Raw genomic sequence first — 20,498 nt, 5'->3', positions numbered from 1 at the left:
AGGTATAAACTGCGGGCTCCAGACCATTTGCTGAATGATCGTATCCGGCGTGACCTGCCCCCCGAAACTTCCCTCGTTCTAGCGTAGAGTTTGCTCAACCTTTCGAAGGAGCAAACGAATGCGAAAGAGCCGTTTCACCGAGGCGCAGATCATCGGGATGTTCAAGGAACAGGAAGCCGGGATGGCGACGGCGGAGGTGTGCCGCAAGCACGGTGTCAGCCAGGGCACGTTCTACAAGTACAAGTCGAAGTACGGCGGCATGGAAGTGTCGGAAGTCGCCAAGCTGAGAACGCTGGAGGACGAGAACGCCAAGCTCAAGCGCCTGTTGGCCGACGCCATGCTGGACAACGTCGTACTCAAGGATCTGTTGGGAAAGAACTGACGGCGCCGAATGATTGCGGCGCATGCTAAATTGCGGCCGGGGTCTCGCGAGACGATAGTCCTTGGTCAGATAGGTTTGCTCCAAGGGTGCCAGTACGTCTTTGTACTTTATAGACCCCGAATGGGATCTATAAAGATCTGTGATCAGCGATTATTGCGATTTTGATCTAGCGGCCGAGGGAACGCCCTAAAATGATACCCGTTGCAAGGGCTGCAGCAATCAGTTCAAGGCTCGGATTGTTGGTTCCTTTGCCGTCCATGTTGGTGCCGGTCAGGGCTTGGACAATAGCGTTGGATTCACCGAGCGCTCGAGCAGTTTGTTCGCGATCTCTTTTGGATTTCTGCTGCATGATCATCCGACCGATCAGCATCAATACAATTGCAGCGATCAGCACCACGATCGCGATCGCAAGAGCAGCCAGCCAAGGATCCATTTTGCCTGCAAGCCAAAGAAATCCGCTAACAATGCCAAATATTAAAGATACACCAAAAAGCCCGAACGCAGCCATTTGCACCACTGCGCCAGTTGCCTTTCTTTTTATTTCAGCCGCCTTAGCCTGCAAGACAGCGCCGATTATATTGCTGAGCATGACTTCTTGATCCAATCAGCGTCGGGCCAAGAGGCCGACGAGAATGCCAATACCGAGGGCGATTAGGGTGGATTGCACCGGCTTGTCGTGGATGTACTCTTCGACTGAAGACGCTGTTCGTTCTGCTCGAGTCATCCCCTCATCGAGCTTTTTTTGCGACCGTTCTAATAGTTTATTGGCTTCTGCAAGAGCCGCATCACGTGCTTCGGTGCTCTTCGTTTCGCCGATCTGCCTTATAAGTCTGGCAAGTCGGGCGACGTCATCCCGGACAAGCTTGAACTGTTCTTCGATATCTTCGCCACCTGGATGAGAGTTTTGTGTCATTGTGCCCTCCACAAAGTAATATGCGTGCGTAAGCATTGCAGAGTAGCACACTTGTTCAAGCCTGATCGAGGGTCTCGTCAGAAGTACTTGACTCTAGCCGGGGCAGGACGGCCGCGGTCTCCTTGTCCGTTCCACCGTTGGGATCGGATACGAAGAGCCGCCGGACAAGGTCGTCGCGATGCCCATCGAAGCCGCAGATCGGACAGAGGGGCTAGGCTCAGGACTCATAGCCAATAGATGACGGTTGCTGCGAGGGCGATTGCGGAGAGGAAGACCTTGGGCACCGATCATACCGTGTCGCGACACACCGCCAGTCCTTGAGCCTGCCGAACATGATCTCGATCCGGTTGCGCCGTTTGTATCGACGCTTGTCGTAGCGCACAGCGGTCTTGCGTTGTTTGCGGCCAGGGATACAGGCCCGGATCCCTTTGTCTTTCAATGCTTCCCGGAACCAATCGGCATCATAGCCGCGGTCGCCGAGGAGCCATTCCACATTCGGCAAGCTGCCCAGCAGAGCCCGCGCGCCGATGTAGTCGCTGACCTCTCCGGCGGTCACAAACAGGCTGAGCGGGCGCCATTCGCCATTGTCGCTCGGACCAATGGCGCTTCATGGCTCATCTATCACAGATGGCGTGCAGCTTGGTGTTCATGCCGCCCTTTGTCCGGCCAATCAGGCGTCCGCGCTCCCCTTTTTCACGCCCAGGCTGGACGCTGTTCGGTGGGCTTTGAGGTAGGTCGCATCGATCATGACGGTTTTCTCTTCGCCGTGTTTGGCAGCCAACCCGGCCATCATCTGTGCGAAGATGCCCTTGTCGCTCCATCGCTTCCAGCGGTTGTAGAGTGTCTTGTGTGGGCCGTATTCCGCAGGCGCATCGCGCCACCGCAACCCATTGCGATTGATGAAGATAATCCCGCTGAGCACACGCCGGTCGTCAACACGTGGCTTGCCGTGTGATTTCGGGAAGTAAGGTTCGAGGCGCGCCACCTGCGCCTCGGTCAGCCAGAAGAGACTGCTCATGTCACCACTCGTTTTTCGCCGGTGAATCACAAGCGCAGAACCCGATCAATGGGTCCTGAGCCTTCTGTATCTCCGGTCTGCTAATCTGACCCCGTCACCGACCTTAGCCGAGGCCGGTGACGGGACGGTGTTTGGCGTCTGAGCCTTGTGGCGTTGACCACGTTTGTTAGCGAGCCAGCACCGTCTCTCTTGATCATCTCGAACAGTTGAATGCGGCCGATCAGGACCGCGGAGCAGAAGGAAGAGAGCATGGGTAAAATATCACAGACAAGGATCATCGGGATAGATGTCAGCCGCGATTGGTTGGATATTCACTGTCTGCCAGAAGGCAAGCGCGCGCGACTGGCGAACAAGCTTGAAGGTCACGAGCAGGTCGCTCAACTCGCTCTTGAACTGGGCGCGCTGGTTTGCTTCGAGGCTACTGGCGGGCAGGAATGGCGGTTGTGGTCCACCCTCGACGGTGCCGGGATTGCGACCCGGCAATTGCCACCTGCGCAGATCAAAGCATTCGCCGCGAGCCGAGGCACACGGGCCAAGACGGATCGGATCGACGCGGAACTCATCGCGCGGTTCATGCTGTTTCGACCGGATGCAGGACGCGAGTTGCCACATGAAAAGCTGCGCCTTCTGAGGGCTTTGACCTCAAAGCGTGGGCAGGTGGTCGAGACCCGCAAACGGCTCCTGGCGCAGATCAAGGCGCACGGGAAGCTGGGATCGGCGGATATGTTTGACGCCATGGACGCCGAGTTGAAAGGCCTTCTCGATCGCCAGATTGCAGAGCTGGAGGTGCGGATCGAGCAGACCATGGCCTCGGATGATGACCAGGCTACGACTGCCGGTAACTTGCGTTCCGTTCCCGGGATCGGTCCAGTCGCCAGCTCCATGCTGATCGCCGAAATGTCAGAGCTCGGCCAACTCTCGGGCGAACAGACCGCCGCGCTCGCGGGCTTAGCTCCGATCGCAAATGATAGTGGTGCCATGCGCGGCAAGCGCGCCATTGGCGGAGGGAGGCGTCAGCTGCGACACGTCATGTTCCAGGCGGCCCTCGTCCCCAGCCATCACAACCCGATTCTGAAAACCTTCGCTGGCCGTCTGCGAGCCGCGGGAAAGCCACACAAAGTTGTCATCACGGCAGTCGCACGCAAGCTCGTCATCATCGCAAACGCACTCTGCAAATCTCGTCTGAAATGGACCAATCAAGTCGCTTGAGAAATACAGTTGCTAAAGAAGAAGCCTCGCCCATTCGTTTTATATTCCGATCTTGGTGATATTGCGATCAACTACGAGATCAACAGTTTCACCAACCGGGGCTTTGATTTGCCGATGATCTACTCGGACCTACATCAGACCATTGTTTGGGTCGTCAACGAGAACTAAACTCAGATCATGACCTCGTCTTACATGGCTGACCCGGACGAACCCAAGATCTCGAACGAGAAGTGGGACGGTCAACTCGCGGTGGCGAAGGGAGCGGAGACCTCATGAATTACGATCACAAGAAGAGGTTCTCTTGCAGAACGCTGTTTTGGTTGCCGACGAATTCAAGCAAGATTGCAGTGAGCTGGGAAAAACCATGAAACTGAGATTTCAAAATACTGCCCTGAGGTCACTGACATTGATCCGTTCCGTCACCGGACCGGCGGTGATGCTCGCGCTATTGGGGCCAGTGTTACTGCAGATGATGTTGATACTTGTCGCGTTGCCTGCCGCTGCGCAGCTCGGTCTGCCCGGAAACAATGGAGCGGACGGGGAGCCGACAGCGACCCTCTCGCAGGACCTGCCCCCCGAGGCGATTGACGCACTTGTTTCACGAATGTCAGACGAGCAGGTGCGGGCAATACTGTTGGATGAGCTGAAAGCGCAGGCAGTGACAGCGGCGCCACCACTGGATTTCGGCGAGCTCGTTTTTCACGGAACAGTTGGCGCCTTCAACGCGCTGTTGCGCGGCTTGACCGGCCTTCCAAGTGCGATCACCACACAAGGCGAAGCCATCTCAACCTTCAATGCCACCTATGGCGGAGTGGGATGGGGGCTCCTGCTATCGAGCCTTGCTGTTGCATCGGCCGTTGGGCTTTTGGTTGAATTCCTGGCAAACCGCTTCATGCGACGTCGGCTGGTGCGTCCAGATGGCTTGACCGAGCCTACACTCAAACAAGCATTTAGCTTTCTCACCACTCGAGCTTTGCGCGATCTATTGGGTCTTGTGCTGTTCTATGCAGCGGCGCTGATTACGCTGCACCAGTTTACATTGGGCGATCTGCTTCCGCTTGCGGATCGCGTCCTGTTCGCCGTCATCTTCGTGCCCCGGCTGGTTTATGCTATCGCACGGTTCGTTCTGGCGCCCGAGTTGCCCGAGTATCGGCTGGTCCAAACCGATACTAATACCGCGCGTTTCCTTTCCTGGCATCCCGTGGGGCTCGCACTGTTGGGTGGTGTGGGGACTACGCTCTCGACCTTCAACGAGCTGGGCGGTGTCCAGTTGGGTACTTTGAGCCTGGCTTTTTGGTTCGACCTTTTGTTTCGGTTCTATCTAGCTTGGATCATATGGCACGCTTGGGAGGGGATCGTGTCGATGATGCGCGGTGACGAAGAAAGCGTCACGGCCTTCGAGGATCGCGTGGCCCGCGCCTATCCCGGTTTTGCAATCGCGTCGGTTTTTGTGATGTGGTGGTTGGCGGCAACCATCGTGAGTTATGGCGCCGCGGACTTGCTCTCCAACCGCCCGGATATCCTGACACTTACACTTCTATTGATGGCTCCCGCCTTCGATACGTTGATCCGGGGATTGGTGCCCCATTTGATGCCTAAGATGCATGGCTCCGGGGAGGTGGCCGAAGATGCGTGGGCCGCTACGAAATCTGCGTACAAGCGGATAGGGCGGGTGTTGGTGTTCGGGATCGTGCTGGTAGTTATCGCCGGGTCCTGGGGGCTGACGCGTGAATTCCTGGCGAGCGCGGGGGCGGCCGGCCGCGTTGTCGATGCGTTCTTCGACGTGAACTTCGTCTTAGTGCTGGGCTATCTTTGCTGGGAACTGGCTACGCTTTTTATCAATCGCAAGCTCGCGAATGAAATGACTTCAGAGGGGCTGACCGCTGAGGCGGCAAGCGCGGGTGAGGTGGGGGGGAAGGGCGGTTCGCGACTGTCGACTGTGTTACCACTTTTACGCTTAGTTGTGCATATTGCCATCGCCACGGTATTCAGCTTAATCGCACTTAGCGAGCTTGGCATCGACACAACACCTCTTCTCGCCGGTGCCGGCATCGCTGGCCTCGCGATCGGTTTTGGCGCGCAGAAGCTTGTGACTGACGTGGTGTCCGGAGCCTTTTTCCTCATAGATGACGCTTTCCGCATGGGTGAATACGTCGAGATGGGAGAGACCAAGGGAACCGTCGAGAAGATATCAATCAGATCGATGCAGCTTCGCCACCACCGAGGACCGGTCTACACCGTGCCCTACGGTGAGATCCAGTTCCTGAAGAACTATTCGCGTGACTGGGGGATCATGAAGCTACCGTTCATCTTCCCCTTCGACACCGATCCTGAACGTGTCAGAAAGATTTTCAAGAAGATCGGGCAGGATTTGCTACAGCATCCCGAGTTTGGCGACTATTTCCTTGAGCCGTTCAAGTCGCAGGGCGTCATTTCGATCGATGATGTAGGCATGACAATCCGGGGGAAGTTTACGGCTAAGCCTGGAAAGCAATGGGAAATGCGCAAGGCGATCTTCACGGAGGTGCACAAGCAGCTCGCGGAGGCGGGCATTCCGTTTGCGCGTCGCGAAGTTCGCGTGGCTATGCCGGGGACCGATAGCAAAAATCGCTCAGATGAGGTTGATAATCTCAAGCTTGCTGCGGCTGCATCTTCCGCCATTCAGGACAGCACAAAGCCCTGAGAGCCGGACAACAACTAAGGATATCAAACGACCTCGCAAACTTGATGTATCCGGATGCTTCCAGTCTTTAGAATCAGCAAGAGCCAACTCGAGATCAAGATGACACCACTTTTCCCAATAGAGACAATCAGGTCTAAGTTTTCACTCGTGGTGCATTCGTCAAGAGAAAAAAAAGACAGTGCGATGTCCACTTGGGGAGTATTGGGAGTTGTGGTGACGACATTAATCTATTCCAGCGCGGCTACTGCAGGAGAACTTAGTTTCCTCAATTGCGCTATTGATAAAGCCCTCTTGAAGACCGAGGAGATCCTCGAAGTTGATCACGAATTTTCCGTTTTGCTTCACGACGGGAAAATTGTAAATCAACGCGCCCTCTGTAAGAAACGATCCTTCCAGCTCGTGGAATTTGATGAGAAGGCTCTGGAGTTTTCTTGCATGGATGAAAATCGGCAGCTTAACCTAAGAATCTCATTGGACGATGGATCCTTTAACGTCTTGTCCAAGTCATTAGAGAATAAAGAAGTATATATAAATTATACAGGTAAGTGCCATTCGGAACGGGAAGGTTGATATTCTTGGCCGATCTTTAGGTGGCAATTTCAAAGGCCGTAATTAGTGGTCTGTCATGGCATGTCAGGGGTCGACCGCTTTTAAGCCGGGTTGATTTTGGCGCTATGATCAAGAAACCGGTGGGTTGCTGCAGAAATTATTTATAGAAAATTGAGCACTGTAAACCTGCAAATAGAACGCCAATTTTGTTTGGCCGATTTCAAGCGAGGCTAAGCGGGTTGCGTTAGGCAACGCCGGTAAAGCTACTGTGGTCTCGCCATGGATATCAAGGAGGGACGCCAATGAGGGCTGGTGATAATAAATACTCCTAGCGAACAACGAGGACGGGTATCCTGCTTAGGGAAATAAGTTCCTGAGCTTGGCTTCCGAGAAGCATCTTTTTGACTCCGCGATGCCCGCGAGATGCGATGACGATCAGGTCGCAGCCCTCTGATTTTGCGGCCTTCAGAATAGCTTTATAAGGTTTGTATTCGCTTCCGACATGCTTGATTTCACAGTTTACGCCAATCGACGCGGCATGTTTCTCGGCATCTGCAAGAATTTTTTTTGAGGACGAACTCGATGATTTGTCGTGGATATCGAAGACTTCACGTTCGGTGCTGTTCTTCAGGTCCAAGTCGGACATCAATTGGATCACCGTTACAAAGAGAATTGTTGCTCCGACTGACTTGGCAAGACGAGAACCATGGTCAACTGCTTTTTCCGCCAACTTTGAACCGTCTGTTGCGATGAGTATTCTGTTGTACATAGAAACTCCAAGAAAATCAGTTGATTGCTTCTGGATCTTTGTCTTGATAATACATCATTGAGGGTGTTGTGAGAAGGGTTTCGGTTGAGACGGGCAGGGCGGCCTCGCCGCCGAGGAGTTTAACGACCCCGGCACGTTTACGACATTCATCGCCTTCGAATGGACGTCTCTTGAGCAAGGCAACAACCTGCATCGCAACGTCATCTTTAAGGTGCCGATTCAACCGATCGCCGCAACACACTCGTCGAACTTCTCAGCGGGTGAGAAGTAGTTCAACGTCTTTCTTGGTCGCTCATTGAGTTCTCTTGCGACGGCATCGAGATCCGACTGGGTGTGCACAGAGAGGTCTGTGCCCTTCGGGAAGTATTGTCGCAGGAGCCGGTTGGTGTTCTCATTGGTGCCACGCTGCCAGGGGCTGTGTGGATCACAGAAGTAGATGTCGAGATCGGTGGCAAGCGTTAGGCTCTTGTGGTCTGCAAGCTCCTTGCCGCGGTCCCAGGTCAGCGTGCGGCAAAGCTCTCTGGGTAGATGCTGGACCTGCCCGGCCAGGGCTGCCACGACCGCCTTAGTTTCCTTGCCACTCACCTTCGCGAGCATGAGGTAGCGGGTGCGTCGCTCGACCAGCGTGGCGATGAAGCTGTTCTTCGACCCCGCGATCAGGTCCCCTTCCCAGTGCCCCGGGATCGCACGATCTTCGACGGCGGCAGGTCGTTCCCGGATCGAGACCGCGTCCTTGATCTGGCCGAGCCCGTCCCGCTTCAGGCTGGCGTGCCGAGACCGACGGATCGCGCGGGTCGCCCGAAGATGCGCCAGGAGCTCCTTCTTCAGCACGCCACGCGCCTGGATGAACAGGCTTCGGTAGATGGTCTCGTGGGACACCCGGGCGTCCTCGTTATCGGGATGCTTTCGTTTCAGCCAACCGGCGATCTGCTGCGGTGACCACTTGCGTTCAAGCTTCTCTGCAATTGTCTGACAGAGCGCTGGTCGGTGCGCCAGCTTGCAAGGCCGCGGCCGCCGTGCACGATCCCAGGCCGCCTGGTCCGCGCTGGCTGCTCGATAGGTGCGCCGACCACCGTTGAGACGAACCTCACGGCTGATCGTCGATGGCGCGCGCCGCAACTGTCTCGCAATGGAGCGCAGGGAAAGCCCGGCTCTCAGACCTCGGGACACTTCTTCGCGCTCCGCCAAGGTCAGTGCCAAGCGAGACCGCCTGCGTTCCGGCGGGCGTATGCCGCCAGTCCTCGCAAGCAACGGGTAGATTGAGGAGGAGTTGCGATCGAACAATCGGCCGATCGAACTCATAGACTCGCCGCGTTGCCAGCGATCCCAGATGTCTGCCTTCTGCTTCTCCGTGAAATAGATCCGACGCCGATAGCCCATCCGAAGACGCAGCACCGACGCTTCTTGTCTATTCTTTACGTGATCCGATGGGCGCGAATCTCGATCGCATCCAGATTATAAAAGGCTGGTTTGACGCCGAGACCGGCGAAGCGATGGAGCAGGTCTACGATGTTACATGGTCAGGCGACAGAGAACCCGACGGCGAGGGCAAACTTCCTGCTGTGGGTGACACGGTGGACCTGAGCATCCCGAGTTGGACCAACACGATAGGCGCCGCCGAACTAGGCACCGTTTGGCAGGACCCAGATTTCGATCCGGCCGAGCGCGCCTTTTACTATGCACGAGTGATCGAAATCCCCGCGCCGCGCTGGACGGCCTACGACGCGGTGAAGTTCGGTATCACCCACGATCCGGAGGTTGTCTTGAAAGGTCAGGAGCGAGCCTACACTTCGCCGATTTGGTACACGCCGGGCTAGTGATAGGTTTGGGCAAGTGCGTACACGATCAAGGCAACTGAGAGGACTGAGACTTGTCGAGAGTTATTTTGGTCGTGGTTGCGGTCCTGGTCGCGGGAACAGCGCATGCACATGGGGATCATGGAACTGCGGATGGAGGTTTTATAAGTGGTTTCCTGCATCCGCTCTTTGGGTGGGATCATATCGTCGCCATGGTCGCCGTTGGCCCGTGGGGCGCAGTGCTCGGTCCTCCGGCGCTGTGGCTACTGCCAGTTATTTTCCCGGTTGTAATGGCGCTTGGCGGTGCGCTTGGTATAAGCGCAATTCGGTTGTCGACGTGTGCTGCCGACGGGCGGGTACGATTTGCGAGGATGCACCCAAGGCTGGAATGGAAGCGGTCCAGATTATGTGGAACCAGCAAAGGCAAAATGACGCACGGCGTACTGCCTGCAGATGATCCGCCCGAGCCTGACTTGCTGATTAAATAAGGCATTGGTGCCTTTTCAAATCACTGAAGTCTTGCGACCCTAACGGTGGCACTTGGAGCCTCCTTCGCGACTGAATTCTTACGAGGACCCATACGTCAAACCGGGGATTCCCGCCTACGAACCGTTCCGCGGCTGGACTGAGAGGCGGTGTGCGCTAGGCCTAAGATGATGACATTTCTTGCCCTGACGGAGGAGGTCGCTGTGAAAGCAGCCCGAACACTAGTCGTTTTGATCCTGGCTATCTTTCTCGGGCTTACGGTAGCAACTGCAGAAGATGCCAGAGAATCCCAACGGATAACACCCACTCTCCCGGATGCGACTTCAGCTGCTGTCACCGCCGGAGAAATGAGGCGGCTTACCGTACCGATGACGGTCGACGACCTGGCGGAGTTGGCCTTGGTTTGGCAAGGCCATACCCGGGCGGCTCTGGAAGAGATCACGGCGCTGAACTTTGTGCTTGACGGGCTCGACGGCGAGGCGGCGCAAAACACGCGTGACCAGATTGCGGAGGCTCTAACCAGAGAAAGGGCGATCCAGGACAGCTATCGCACCGTTCTGGATGCCTGGGAACTCAAGGGCGCACCGGAGGACGATGTCGCACCACACCGCCAATACCTCGCCTCTCTCGCAGTCGGCGTTGTCCGCACTACTGATATCAGGGCGCTGATAGCGCTGGCTCTCGAATGGACTGTCTCTCCGAGTGGAGGCCTTGGAATATTTCTAAAGATCGTCGGCTTTTCACTGGCCCTTTGGTTGCTCCGGCTCGCGGCGCGCTTCGTCAGCGGGTTTGTCAAGCGCGGGCTCGCTCGAACCAGGAAACTCTCCCGTCTCCTTCGCAACTTCGTGGTCGTTGCAGTATTCTGGATGACCTTCATCTTCGGGGCGGTCTTGGTGCTCGGACTGTTCGGCGTGAATGTGACACCTCTTTTCGCAATCCTCGGAGGCGTCTCTTTCATCCTTGGCTTTGCGCTTCAGGAAACCCTCGGAAACTTTGCGAGTGGCCTCATGATCATGATCCTCAAGCCCTTTGATACCGGGGATTACATCGAGGTCGGCGGATCGTCTGGTGTGGTCGAAGATATGTCGATCGTGTCCACCATGATCCGGACATACGACAACCAGATCATCGTGGTTCCGAACTCGAAAATCTGGAACGATGTCATAACGAATGTAAGCGCGTCGCCCGAACGCCGGGTAGATCTCGTATTCGGCGTGGCATACTCCGACAATGCGAACCATGCCATTGAGGTTCTGCGTCGGCTCGTCGCCGAACATCCGAAGTGTCTCAAGTCCCCAACCGCCGAAATCTTTGTTGGTGAACTCGGCGACAGTTCAGTCAACATCTTCTGCCGCCCCTGGTGCAAGTCCGATGACTACTGGACCGTCTATTGGGATCTAACGGGGCAGGCCAAGGAACGGTTCGATGCAGAAGGCATTACGATCCCGTTCCCTCAGCGCGAACTGCATGTCGTGGAACGAGATGTCGCAGCTGAACTTACGAAGAAACAAGCACGAATTGCCAGTTGAGATACCGTGCCAAGAATGGTCTTTCGACCGTAATCTAAGTTTGAAGCCCCGTCCAATGGGATGAGCTTGGCCCAAGCGTTGGCGCAGGAAACGTTGATCACTGCGAGAAAAGGACACCGATTCAGTCCATCTCCTAGGTCAACCCGGTCGCGCCGTTTGACTTCCGCTTGACCCATTCTCGCAAGAAGCAACCTTGCAAATCAGCTCAGCCTCTTGCGATAGACCCCTGTGAAATGAATGCGAAACTCATCGATTGCTAGCTACTGGAGGTAAGAAGGACATGCGTACAGAAGTTGGTGTTGCTGCGCTATTGGTGGCTCTGTTGCCGTTTGCTTCGACGGGACTTGCGGAAACCATGCATCTCGACACGACCGTTACGTACCGTGAGCGGATCGCGCTTCCTCCGGATGCCGTTTTGGAAGTTGAACTCCTTGATACCTCGCGTGCGGACGCGCCTTCGGTTCGGCTATCTTCGCAGCGGTTCAAACTCGCCGGCGTCCCGAGAACAGTCGAGATTGCCTACGACACCAATCTCATCGAAGAACGTCTCACCTACACGGTAGCAGCAAAGATTATTTCCGATGGTAATGTGATGTTCCGCTCGACGACCGCGACACCCGTGCTCACTCGTGGCGCACCTAGATCCACGGAAATTGTCTTAGAAATGATGCCACAGAGAACCGGGAGCAGCAGTCCTAACCAATCGATCAAGGGCATCACCTGGGCAGCATACGAAATTGCTGGGCGCATGCTTATCGCTGACGACCCTCCTACCTTGTCGATCGATCAGAACGGGCAATTTGCACTTTATGGCGGATGCAACCGGTTCACAGGCACTGTCGACGCGAGCGATGGTGAGTTCAGCATGCCTGACAATATTGCGGGGACGAGTAGGGCCTGCCCTGAGGAACGAGAACGGCTCGAACGCGATACCCTAGACGCGCTCTCGACAGTCACTGGATATTTGAGAAGCGGGTCGAACCTTGCGCTGACGAATGATGCTGGTGTGACCGTTCTGCGCTTTCGCGAAATGCCAGAATAGTCAAAGAGTTCAGTTGCCGTCCTGAGAGGTCATGTGCAGATTGACCTGCGCGTCCTTCGGGTCGTTCTTATCCCAACTGTTGTGCAGGGCCTCGCATGTCCGGGCCAGGCCGACCGAAGAGACCAGCTTCAGCTCGAACCCGGCCTGGCCGAGATGATGTGCTAAAGGCCGGTGATAGTTCCCGGTCGCCTCGAACCCGACCCGCACCGGCATGTCATAGCTGGCGAAGGTCGCAGACAGACGCTTGAAGTCTTCCAGCGTGTTCATGACCGTCAAGCGGCGACGGCGCTTCTTGCCCGGTAGCCGTAGCCCCAGCGCCAGGTGAGGCCTGAACAGGGCTCGCCGCCGAGGCGCACGGCGTTGAACATGCTTTGCGCGAGGAGACGGTAACCGGTGTCGACCTGCGCGTCTCGGTCAGCCCAAGCCGTTACGCCGCCTCCGCGGTCCGCGCTTCGCCCGTTCTGATCACGCAGGCGCGCAGCGCCTCGTCGGCCCGGAGCCGGGCCTCGTAGCTTTCATCGGGATCCGTGGCGCCGCCGGCATTGTGATAGGCGCGGTCATAGATCAAGCAGCACCCGGTCCAGGGCAGAGCCCCGTCTTCGGTTCTCGCCAGATCGCGGAACGCATCGGGCACGAGGGACCATTCGGCGGACATGCCGCCGCTGCAGCCATCGGTGACAAAGGGGCCAGCACGTCGTCATCCGCCGCCGCGACAGCCATGAGGGAGCGGTGTGCCGGCAGTTCGGTTGGTCTGAGAAGGTCGATTACCTTCCCGTCGGTCTCTTCGCCCAGAGCGCCCGTGGCGATCGAGCAGAGCATGAAAGCGCTCAAAAGGTCCGGAGTCCGGTCATGGGCGGAGATCGTTCAGATCGCCGGGATCGATCGTGATGCTGACCCGGTCGCTCAGTGCGAGGATCAGGCGCTCGGCGACCGTGAGGCCGTTGTAGCCTTCGATTACCCGCCCCGCGAGGGCGGGATCGTCGGTGATCAGCCCGTTGACGCCTAACCAGAGCATACGCACCATGCTCATCGGGTCATTCACGGTCCATGCATAGACATCCTTGCCCTGGGCGTTCGCGCGGGCGATCACGCGGGCGTTGATCCGCGCCTGATTGAGGGCGAGGAAATCGCCCTCAAGCCCGGTCAGATCACCGATCGAGGTTGCCGCCAGAACGCCCGTGCGCCATTCTGGGCGAAGCGCGCGCATCTTCTGCACCGCGGGGAATTTGAGCGACATGGTGGAAATCTGATCGCTCATCCCCGCCTCTTCGACGATGGCCGCGACCCGCCGCTCGAGGTCTTCGTCATGGCCATAATACTTCAGTTCGATCACCACGCCCGCCCGGTCCTTCGCCGCCGCGAGAACATCGGCGAGACGGGGCACGCGTTCGCCGGAATAGGCCGGGTCGAACCAGCTTCCGACGTCGATCTCCGCAAGGTCCGCGGCGGTCGCGTTCCAGACCTTGGTGGGCACGCCTGACGATTTCATGAAGTCGCTGTCATGGGCGACGATCACCTCGCCGTCCGCGCTTTCCTGAACGTCGATCTCGATCCAGTCCGCGCCGTCCTCGATCGCGCGCAGGACCGAGGCCATGGTGTTCTCCGGCGCCAGCGCCGCCGCGCCCCGGTGGGCAATGACCTCTGCCTGCGCATCCTGCTTCAGGCGCTCGGCCAGAAGCCCGCCGGTCCCGAGCCCCATCAGGGCGGCGACCCCGACAACGGCGATGGCGGCGCGCTCCCGCCCGCCCAATCCGTCCGATGCCGTGATCCGGTGTGTGGGCTGCCGTCCGGCGAGGGCGCGGTCGAACTCCGCATTCAGGAGGTCGGCGAGCGCCCCGTTCGACACCGCATTGAGGACCGCATTGGCCGCAGCGTAAAGCAGACCGTTCAGGACCATCGCCGCCGCAAGCGTTCGAAGGCTATCGGGGCTCCATCCAGAGATCATCGTCACCGCCATCGCGGCGATGGCGCCAATCGCTGTCGCGATAAGTGCCCGGATCAGAAGCCAGACCACGAGGCGCTGGGTCAGTGCGGCGCGGTGCCCGTCCATCCGTGCGGCGCTGTCTGCGAAGGCGCGGGGTGCCGACACGCCGTCGAACACGACCAAGTGCATCGCGATCGCCCATGCGCTGAGCCGTGAGAGAAGGATGAGGGCGAGCGCGAGAAGGATAAGGCCGGTCAGACCGACCGCGATCAGGAAGTCCGACGGGCGCTCGGTCAGGTAGTAGTTGATGTCGTGTTCGGTCAGAAAAACATTGGCGATGGCGCCGCCGGCGATCACAAACGGCAGGACGATCAGAAGCACCCTGAGAAGGAACCGCGAGACGAAGGGCAGAAGTCTTGGCGCCGAAGCGAGGGTAAAGCGTGTGGCGAGCGCGAGGGTGGTGAGCGGCCCCGCGGGCCGTTGCCGGAGGATCGCCGTGGCCACGAGGACGTCGAGCACCAGCGCGATGACGAGAAGCGACAGGATCACCAGCGCCCCGATCGCCCCGGCAGGTGTCAGAAGGAACTTTGCGATGTCCTGGTCGGTAAGTGCAGACTGGCCCGAGAACGCCAGTGTCAGGGCCAGAAGAAGGCCGATGACAGGCACCATTAGCGACGCGACGACCAGCCGGATGAAGAGATGCGCCGTCAGGAAAGGCAGCCAGGTGCGGAGCGCTAAACGATAACTCTCGAGAACGTCTTGCAGTATCATGCTCGGTCTCTAGTTTCGGAAATTCTCAACGGAAATAGACTGCCGTTAGCATCGACAAGATCGAACCGCTTTTGGAAAGAAGCAAGAGGACTCTTTCAGAGAAACTTGCCTTGAGACGGGTCACGTTCACGACCCTACCGGCATCCCGCAGCAGAGCCGTGATCCGGCGGTAGGGGTAGCGACCATACTGAGAGGCGAGAGCGATGATGCCCGCATCATCCGCCCGTCGTTCGATGGAGCGTTGCGGGCTATGGGCTGCATATTCCGCAAGTTGCGATGGGCAAGTAGCTTTGCGGACACCGGCGTCGACTAACTTTTGCGTCGGAGACTCGTCGACGGCGTGTCCAGCAGCTTATTTTTGGCTCGTTCGAATGTCTCTGGTACCACAGCGCCGCCAGTGATCACATATGTATCTCGGAAGGGATTGATGGGCAGAACCACGAGGGGGTTCTGCCCATCAGAGATCCGGCCAGGTGATTGGGATGATTCTGACCGGTTGGGACACTGCCCTCCTCAATTCTCTCGAACTACAGCAATCGCAAAATTGGACGTCGGACTTTCAGTTTTTGGTAACATAAGTCGCAACGTTCATAAGGCAAACTGGCAGGACAGGGTCATTGGCTTTGTCTGGGTTTCATCGTCAGTCCGTTCAGAGTGTGTAATGCCACGTCCGGCCACCATCCAGTTCACAGCACCATCAGCTCGGGAATTTTGGCACAGCTTCACTCCGCCTAGATGAATAGGTCAGGAATAAAGCGCGACTTCGCTTTAGTTAACTACTGCATTGGCTCCTTCTCCGTCATCTTTTCCTATCTGTCATATGGCCGGTTTTGGCATGCTGACTGGTCATCGACGGTCGTCGAACCGAGGTTTCGATTGCGAGCAGTCTGCTAATGCCGTCAGCGAGCCTTCGTCAGAACGGGCTCTATGTCCGAGAGGCGGACTAAGCCGTCCTTTCCTTGAACCTCATTCCTAAAACGCCAAGTGATTACAATTCTAGCTTCAATCTCTTGATGTCGAGGATCGTCAGTTTTCCGTACTCCCTGCTCAATAAGCCTTCAATTTCCATCTCATTAAGCAGATCGCTCAGCACAGATCGCGACAAGTTTGCCAGTTGTGCGAGTTCACTTTGCGTTACATCCAACTCCCTCGCAATCCCTCCAGAGCCGTTTTCTATTCGTGCGCCGCAAAGGCGAAGCAGTATGGCCATGACGCGGATGCGTGAGGAGCGAATGGCGAGATCGTCCATAGCTGCAACTGCTAAGCTAACGTGTTCTGCAGCAAGATTTCCAAGGGCCTTCCATAGTTCCGGGGCTTCACGTGCGATTGCGTCGATGGCGGCATTTGACAGGAAGGCGTATCGGGTCGGACGAAGCGCTGTCAGCGTTGTAAGACGGCCCATCCTGGAAAACAGTTCGACTTCGCCTAGCCATGATCCGCTGTGGAAGAGGCTCAGCATCGTAGGACCATGTGACGACTGAACAGTGTCCATGCGTATGCAGCCGGAAATCAATCCGTATAGTCCGTCCGGCGCATCGCCAAAGCGATAAAGCACTTTGCCGCGTTCGGCTTCCCGAAGCACACAGCTCTGTAGTATCCGAATACGCACGGCTTCCGAGACAATCGAAAGCCATGCAACGTTCGGAAGCTGTCCCAAATTTCGAAACTCAGACATGGACAAGATTTTCCGCTCTTAGATTGCCTAGAATCGGCATTCGTTCACGCCTTGCGTGTGCTAGCGTCAAAGAAACGCTGAAGAGGCCGGGACGTCAATCTGCGGCACAGACATTCTTATGTTCTAAGGGGGTATATTTGATGAGAAAGTCTCTGGCTTTTGTATCCGTTTCGTTTGCCGGGCTAATTGTATGCACGCAGGTCATCGCGCAGGAGCTAGGTCATTCAATCCCCGATCGGGAAATTGAATACTCACCTTATCTGCAGGAAGACTTCCCGAACCAAGTCTTCTTCGGTGACACTCATCTGCATACCGCGTTCTCGGCCGATGCGGGCCTTGTTGGCGCCACAACGACCCCTGACGACGCGTTTCGGTTCGCCAAAGGCGAACAGGTAATCTCGTCCAATGGAATTCCGGCGCGTCTGAGGCGGCCGCTTGATTTTCTCGTGGTCACAGACCACGCCGAAAACCTCGGCATTCCTGCTGCGTTGGCCGAGGAAGACCCGGTCCTGACCGACACCGAATGGGGTGCTCAGCTGGCGGAAATCGCGGCACCTGGCACGGAGGAAGCAAAGATTGCGTCCTACGAGTTCTGGATGCGGGCGACCTTTGCCGGGGAAGATCCTCTGGCTGGCACGCCCTTCGGTCAGACGATGTGGGAGAAAGCGACAGAAGCCGCGGAACGACACAACGATCCGGGTGCGTTCACGGCCTTTATCGGCTTCGAATGGACGTCACAGCCGAACGGGTCGAATATGCATCGCAACATCATCTATCGGGACGGCAAAGATCTCGCCGACCAGAAGGTTCCGATCAGTTCCTACGACAGCGACGACCCTGAGGTGCTGTGGGACTGGATGGAGGATTATCAGACGGCGACCGGCGGACGGATGCTTGCCATCCCCCATGGCGGCAATCTGTCTAACGGCCTGATGTTCGACGACATCACGTTGTCTGGCGAGCCGCTGACTGCGGCTTACGCGCAGCGGCGCATGCAGTATGAACCACTCTACGAGATCACCCAAATGAAGGGAGATGGCGAAGCGCATCCCATGCTCTCCGTCGATGACGAGTTCGCCCACTATGGGACATGGGACAAGGGCAGCTTTGGCCCCGATCCGAAGACACCCGATATGTTGCCCAAGGAATATGCCCGATCTGCGTGGATGCGGGGCCTTACCTATGAGGCAAACCTGGGGAGCAACCCGTTCAAGTTTGGTGTCGTGGGCTCAACCGATGCGCATACCGGCCTTTCGACAGCAACGGAGGACAACTTCTTCGGCAAGGTCGCGCTTGTGGAACCAACAGGCGATCCGATCCGCTATAACGAGACGATCACAGGTCGGGCGACACCGGACCCTTCAGACGACCTGACCCACGCTGATGCGCTCGCCTCGGGAATTGCTGCGGTCTGGGCTCGCGAAAACACACGTGAGGCGCTCTTTGACGCAATGGAACGCAAGGAGGTCTACGCCACCACTGGCACAAGACTACGCGTGCGTGTCTTTGGTGGATGGGAATTTACGGCGGAGGACATGAACCGTTCAGATTTCGCCGCGTATGGATACGAAGCGGGAGTCCCGATGGGCGGTGACATGAGCAGCGCTCCGGACGGTGCCGCACCGGGATTTCTCATCCAGGCATTGCGCGATCCTGACGGCGCCAATCTCGACCGAATTCAAGTGATCAAGGGGTGGACTACGGCGGAGGGGCCACAGGAGCGCGTCTACGACGTGGTGTGGTCTGGCGATCGGACGCCCGGCGCCAATGGGAAGCTGCCGCCGGTGGGCGACACCGTCGATGCGGGCACGGCCGGTTATTCCAACACAATCGGCGCACCGTTCCTAGCGGCATTTTGGCAGGACCCAGATTTCGACGCGTCACAGCGGGCGTTCTACTATGTTCGCGTCATCGAGATTCCGACCCCGCGCTGGACTACGTACGACAGTGTCTTCTTCGGCGTCGACTTGCCCGAGGGCATGGATGTGAGCCAGCAAGAACGGGCCTACACCTCGCCCATCTGGTATACGCCTAGCTAGGCGGTAAAAGGCTCGTGCTCTCGGTTCAGTTTGCGGAAGTACAACGCGATACAACATCGATTTGTCGGAAAGCGGCCACAGCGCAATGATGTGCTTGTGGCTGCTTCGGCCTCAACGCAGTCATCTGAGTATCCGTGTTTGGTCAAGGCGCTTCTGGCGACCAATTTCGTTGGTCTCGTAGGAGCGCGTTTGCGAGGATGACGAGCTTTCGCATGACGGCAGTAATGGCGACCTTGGCTGGTTTGCCGCTGTCTGTGAGTCTGGCGTAGATGCGTTTGAAGTCGGGGTTTGTCCTGATGGCGGTGAGCGCTGGCATGTAGAGGGCCTCGCGCAGGCGCGCGCGTCCGCCCCGGATGAAGGATTGCCCACGCCAATTTCCGGACTGGCGGGTGATGGGCGCGAGGCCCGCCAGCGCGGCGATCTGGCGCTGATCGAGATCGCCAAGTTCCGGGGCCAGGGCGAGAAGCGCCGCCGCCGTAACATCCGAGACGCCGGGAATGCTGAGAAGGATCGTCTGTTTCCTGGCGAGTGCCGGATCGGATGCGATCAGAACGGCGATGGCTTTGTCGATGGCCGCAAGGTCGGCCTCGATCCTGCCCAGGCGGGTGGCATTCTGCCGACGCAGGAGGGCAAGGCGCAGGCCTTTGGCGCGGTTCTTCGCTGCTGTCCGGTCCTTGATCAGTGCCCGTCGGGCGACAACCAGTTCATTGAGTTCGTTCAGGATGTCCGGCCGGACCGGTTGCGGCTCCAGTGCCAGCGCAGCACCCATGCGTGCCAGCATGGCGGCATCTGCGCGGTCGGTCTTGGCGCGCACGCCGAGGGCTTCGCAGAGCCGTTTTGCCTGCCGTGGGTTCACCTTGACCAGCGCATAGCATGCTGCAGCGAGGCGTCGCTCCAGGTCGCGATGATAGCGCCCGGTCGGCTCGAAGACGATGCGTAGGACAGGGCCTGCGCCAAGCCATCGGATCAACGCGGTCAAACCGGACTTGGTATTCGCGAAGTCTTGCTCTTCACCGGTCGGTAAGCGGTGGACGTCCAACCTGTCTTTCGAGACATCGATCCCGATGGTAATCTCTGTCATCTTTCGCATCTCCCATGCTTGTCATCCGAGCCCGGGGCTCGGGTATCCGTTCGGGTCTCAGGCTAAAGACGGGGGCGGCCATACTCAGATTCTGCCCCGAAACGACCAGCGTTTTCACGGCCCGCACCCAGCCACCGCAGGCCAAAAACGGTGTGGCCAGCAGTGGCTCAACTCTTCGGCTGAGACTGCATCAATCAATAGACAAGCGTTTGAGTTAGATGTTCGCATTTATCCGAGAACCTGTGTCTCGGCGTGTGCCCCTTTTATTGGATTTGATCCGTGTTTTGGGGAAAAAATCTGCGCGGGTTATCTACGTGAACCTTCCCAGACTTACCCCCCGTGGGGGTCCCTTAGCCACATGGATAGAACGCAAGGGGAGGGAAGCGGCACCCTACTATCGAGGCCCATCGGATCACCTCAGGGTGCCAGCAAGGTGAGCCAAGTGTATGACAGGGTGCCGCAGATAGGGGCCTAATCCCCAGTATAATAGAGGCGACGCTGGTCGATCTCATTAGGTGAACTATTGAGCTAAGAAACAAAATCTTTGTCGTCGATTTGAGGTGACGCGGCGATCTCCCGCTTTCGGCAATCCCGGACATATGCCGTCCATTTCTCCGTGAAATTGGATCAAA

At 57.4% G+C, this 20,498-nt stretch carries 18 protein-coding genes and 5 pseudogenes; 10 read left to right on the top strand and 13 right to left on the bottom strand.

Going from position 1 to position 20,498, the window contains the following annotated elements; translation table 11 throughout:
• Positions 1 to 118: 118 nt before the first annotated feature.
• Positions 119 to 376: pseudogene (locus tag RXV90_RS13005) on the top strand (transposase); the annotation flags it as partial.
• A 172-nt stretch (positions 377 to 548) separates the two neighbouring features.
• On the opposite strand, the gene RXV90_RS13000 reads toward RXV90_RS13005, so the two are convergent.
• The 3 genes and pseudogenes from RXV90_RS13000 to RXV90_RS12990 all read right to left on the bottom strand — a co-directional run bounded on the left by RXV90_RS13000 (position 549) and on the right by RXV90_RS12990 (position 2,313).
• Positions 549 to 986, bottom strand: coding sequence for a phage holin family protein (locus tag RXV90_RS13000; RefSeq protein ID WP_316649194.1), 438 nt, complete (start codon positions 984 to 986; stop codon positions 549 to 551).
• Positions 987 to 1,331 carry a DUF883 family protein gene (locus tag RXV90_RS12995; protein WP_316649193.1) on the bottom strand — a complete coding sequence of 115 codons (345 nt, stop codon included), beginning with the start codon at positions 1,329 to 1,331 and terminating at the stop codon, positions 987 to 989.
• A gap of 188 nt (positions 1,332 to 1,519) precedes the next feature.
• A pseudogene (locus RXV90_RS12990) lies at positions 1,520 to 2,313 on the bottom strand (IS5 family transposase).
• 210 nt (positions 2,314 to 2,523) lie between these two features.
• Here RXV90_RS12990 and RXV90_RS12985 point away from each other — a divergent pair.
• The 3 genes from RXV90_RS12985 (at position 2,524) to RXV90_RS12975 (ending at position 6,775) form a co-directional block, all read left to right on the top strand.
• Positions 2,524 to 3,522: an IS110 family RNA-guided transposase gene (locus tag RXV90_RS12985; RefSeq protein ID WP_316649192.1), complete on the top strand. Its 999-nt coding sequence runs from the start codon at positions 2,524 to 2,526 to the stop codon at positions 3,520 to 3,522.
• A 301-nt stretch (positions 3,523 to 3,823) separates the two neighbouring features.
• A complete protein-coding gene (locus RXV90_RS12980; protein ID WP_316649191.1) occupies positions 3,824 to 6,205 on the top strand; it encodes a mechanosensitive ion channel family protein in 2,382 nt (793 codons plus the stop codon).
• A 99-nt stretch (positions 6,206 to 6,304) separates the two neighbouring features.
• The gene (locus tag RXV90_RS12975; protein ID WP_316649190.1) at positions 6,305 to 6,775 is read left to right on the top strand and encodes a hypothetical protein; all 471 of its coding nucleotides are present in this window, start codon (positions 6,305 to 6,307) and stop codon (positions 6,773 to 6,775) included.
• A 307-nt stretch (positions 6,776 to 7,082) separates the two neighbouring features.
• Here the strand turns inward: RXV90_RS12975 and RXV90_RS12970 are convergent, their stop codons facing one another.
• The gene (locus RXV90_RS12970) at positions 7,083 to 7,523 is read right to left on the bottom strand and encodes a universal stress protein (RefSeq protein ID WP_316649189.1); all 441 of its coding nucleotides are present in this window, start codon (positions 7,521 to 7,523) and stop codon (positions 7,083 to 7,085) included.
• Positions 7,524 to 7,539: 16 nt separating this feature from the next.
• Positions 7,540 to 7,716, bottom strand: coding sequence for a hypothetical protein (locus RXV90_RS12965; RefSeq protein ID WP_316649188.1), 177 nt, complete (start codon positions 7,714 to 7,716; stop codon positions 7,540 to 7,542).
• Here RXV90_RS12965 and RXV90_RS25850 point away from each other — a divergent pair.
• A complete protein-coding gene (locus RXV90_RS25850) occupies positions 7,672 to 7,794 on the top strand; it encodes a DUF3604 domain-containing protein (RefSeq protein ID WP_410482367.1) in 123 nt (40 codons plus the stop codon). The genes RXV90_RS12965 and RXV90_RS25850 overlap by 45 nt on opposite strands.
• On the opposite strand, the gene RXV90_RS12960 is transcribed toward RXV90_RS25850, so the two are convergent.
• Positions 7,743 to 8,903 carry an IS30 family transposase gene (locus RXV90_RS12960; RefSeq protein ID WP_316649187.1) on the bottom strand — a complete coding sequence of 387 codons (1,161 nt, stop codon included), beginning with the start codon at positions 8,901 to 8,903 and terminating at the stop codon, positions 7,743 to 7,745. The genes RXV90_RS25850 and RXV90_RS12960 overlap by 52 nt on opposite strands.
• A 14-nt stretch (positions 8,904 to 8,917) precedes the next feature.
• Here RXV90_RS12960 and RXV90_RS12955 point away from each other — a divergent pair.
• The 4 genes and pseudogenes from RXV90_RS12955 to RXV90_RS12940 form a co-directional block, all read left to right on the top strand.
• Positions 8,918 to 9,340: pseudogene (locus tag RXV90_RS12955) on the top strand (DUF3604 domain-containing protein); the annotation flags it as partial.
• 74 nt (positions 9,341 to 9,414) lie between these two features.
• The gene (locus tag RXV90_RS12950; protein WP_316649287.1) at positions 9,415 to 9,807 is read left to right on the top strand and encodes a HupE/UreJ family protein; all 393 of its coding nucleotides are present in this window, start codon (positions 9,415 to 9,417) and stop codon (positions 9,805 to 9,807) included.
• A gap of 366 nt (positions 9,808 to 10,173) precedes the next feature.
• Entirely contained in the window at positions 10,174 to 11,334 is a 1,161-nt protein-coding gene (locus RXV90_RS12945) for a mechanosensitive ion channel family protein (RefSeq protein ID WP_316649185.1), read from the top strand.
• Positions 11,335 to 11,614: 280 nt separating this feature from the next.
• A complete protein-coding gene (locus RXV90_RS12940) occupies positions 11,615 to 12,376 on the top strand; it encodes a YbaY family lipoprotein (RefSeq protein ID WP_316649184.1) in 762 nt (253 codons plus the stop codon).
• A 30-nt stretch (positions 12,377 to 12,406) separates the two neighbouring features.
• Here RXV90_RS12940 and RXV90_RS12935 read toward each other — a convergent pair.
• From RXV90_RS12935 to RXV90_RS12915, 6 genes and pseudogenes are all read right to left on the bottom strand, one after another.
• Positions 12,407 to 12,685: pseudogene (locus RXV90_RS12935) on the bottom strand (IS110 family transposase); the annotation flags it as partial.
• Between the two features lie 118 nt (positions 12,686 to 12,803).
• Positions 12,804 to 13,031, bottom strand: coding sequence for a hypothetical protein (locus RXV90_RS12930; RefSeq protein ID WP_316649183.1), 228 nt, complete (start codon positions 13,029 to 13,031; stop codon positions 12,804 to 12,806).
• 192 nt (positions 13,032 to 13,223) lie between these two features.
• Positions 13,224 to 15,071: a glycerophosphodiester phosphodiesterase family protein gene (locus tag RXV90_RS12925; RefSeq protein ID WP_316649181.1), complete on the bottom strand. Its 1,848-nt coding sequence runs from the start codon at positions 15,069 to 15,071 to the stop codon at positions 13,224 to 13,226.
• Positions 15,072 to 15,180: 109 nt separating this feature from the next.
• Positions 15,181 to 15,321, bottom strand: a pseudogene (locus RXV90_RS25845) (IS3 family transposase); the annotation flags it as partial.
• A gap of 338 nt (positions 15,322 to 15,659) precedes the next feature.
• On the bottom strand, positions 15,660 to 15,761 hold the full coding sequence (locus tag RXV90_RS12920) for a hypothetical protein (RefSeq protein ID WP_316649180.1): 102 nt from the start codon (positions 15,759 to 15,761) through the stop codon (positions 15,660 to 15,662).
• Between the two features lie 298 nt (positions 15,762 to 16,059).
• Positions 16,060 to 16,746, bottom strand: coding sequence for a Crp/Fnr family transcriptional regulator (locus RXV90_RS12915; protein ID WP_316649179.1), 687 nt, complete (start codon positions 16,744 to 16,746; stop codon positions 16,060 to 16,062).
• Positions 16,747 to 16,886: 140 nt separating this feature from the next.
• Here RXV90_RS12915 and RXV90_RS12910 point away from each other — a divergent pair, with 140 nt between their 5' ends.
• A complete protein-coding gene (locus RXV90_RS12910) occupies positions 16,887 to 18,785 on the top strand; it encodes a DUF3604 domain-containing protein (RefSeq protein WP_316649178.1) in 1,899 nt (632 codons plus the stop codon).
• 142 nt (positions 18,786 to 18,927) lie between these two features.
• Here RXV90_RS12910 and RXV90_RS12905 read toward each other — a convergent pair whose 3' ends face one another.
• A complete protein-coding gene (locus RXV90_RS12905; RefSeq protein ID WP_316649286.1) occupies positions 18,928 to 19,866 on the bottom strand; it encodes an IS110 family RNA-guided transposase in 939 nt (312 codons plus the stop codon).
• Positions 19,867 to 20,498: the final 632 nt, after the last annotated feature.

The organism is Ovoidimarina sediminis, assembly GCF_032586175.1.
GTDB classification, from domain to species: domain Bacteria; phylum Pseudomonadota; class Alphaproteobacteria; order Rhodobacterales; family Rhodobacteraceae; genus Ovoidimarina; species Ovoidimarina sediminis.
Note: the sequence above shows the minus strand (reverse complement) of the source record. Positions and strands in the feature narration are given on the sequence as shown.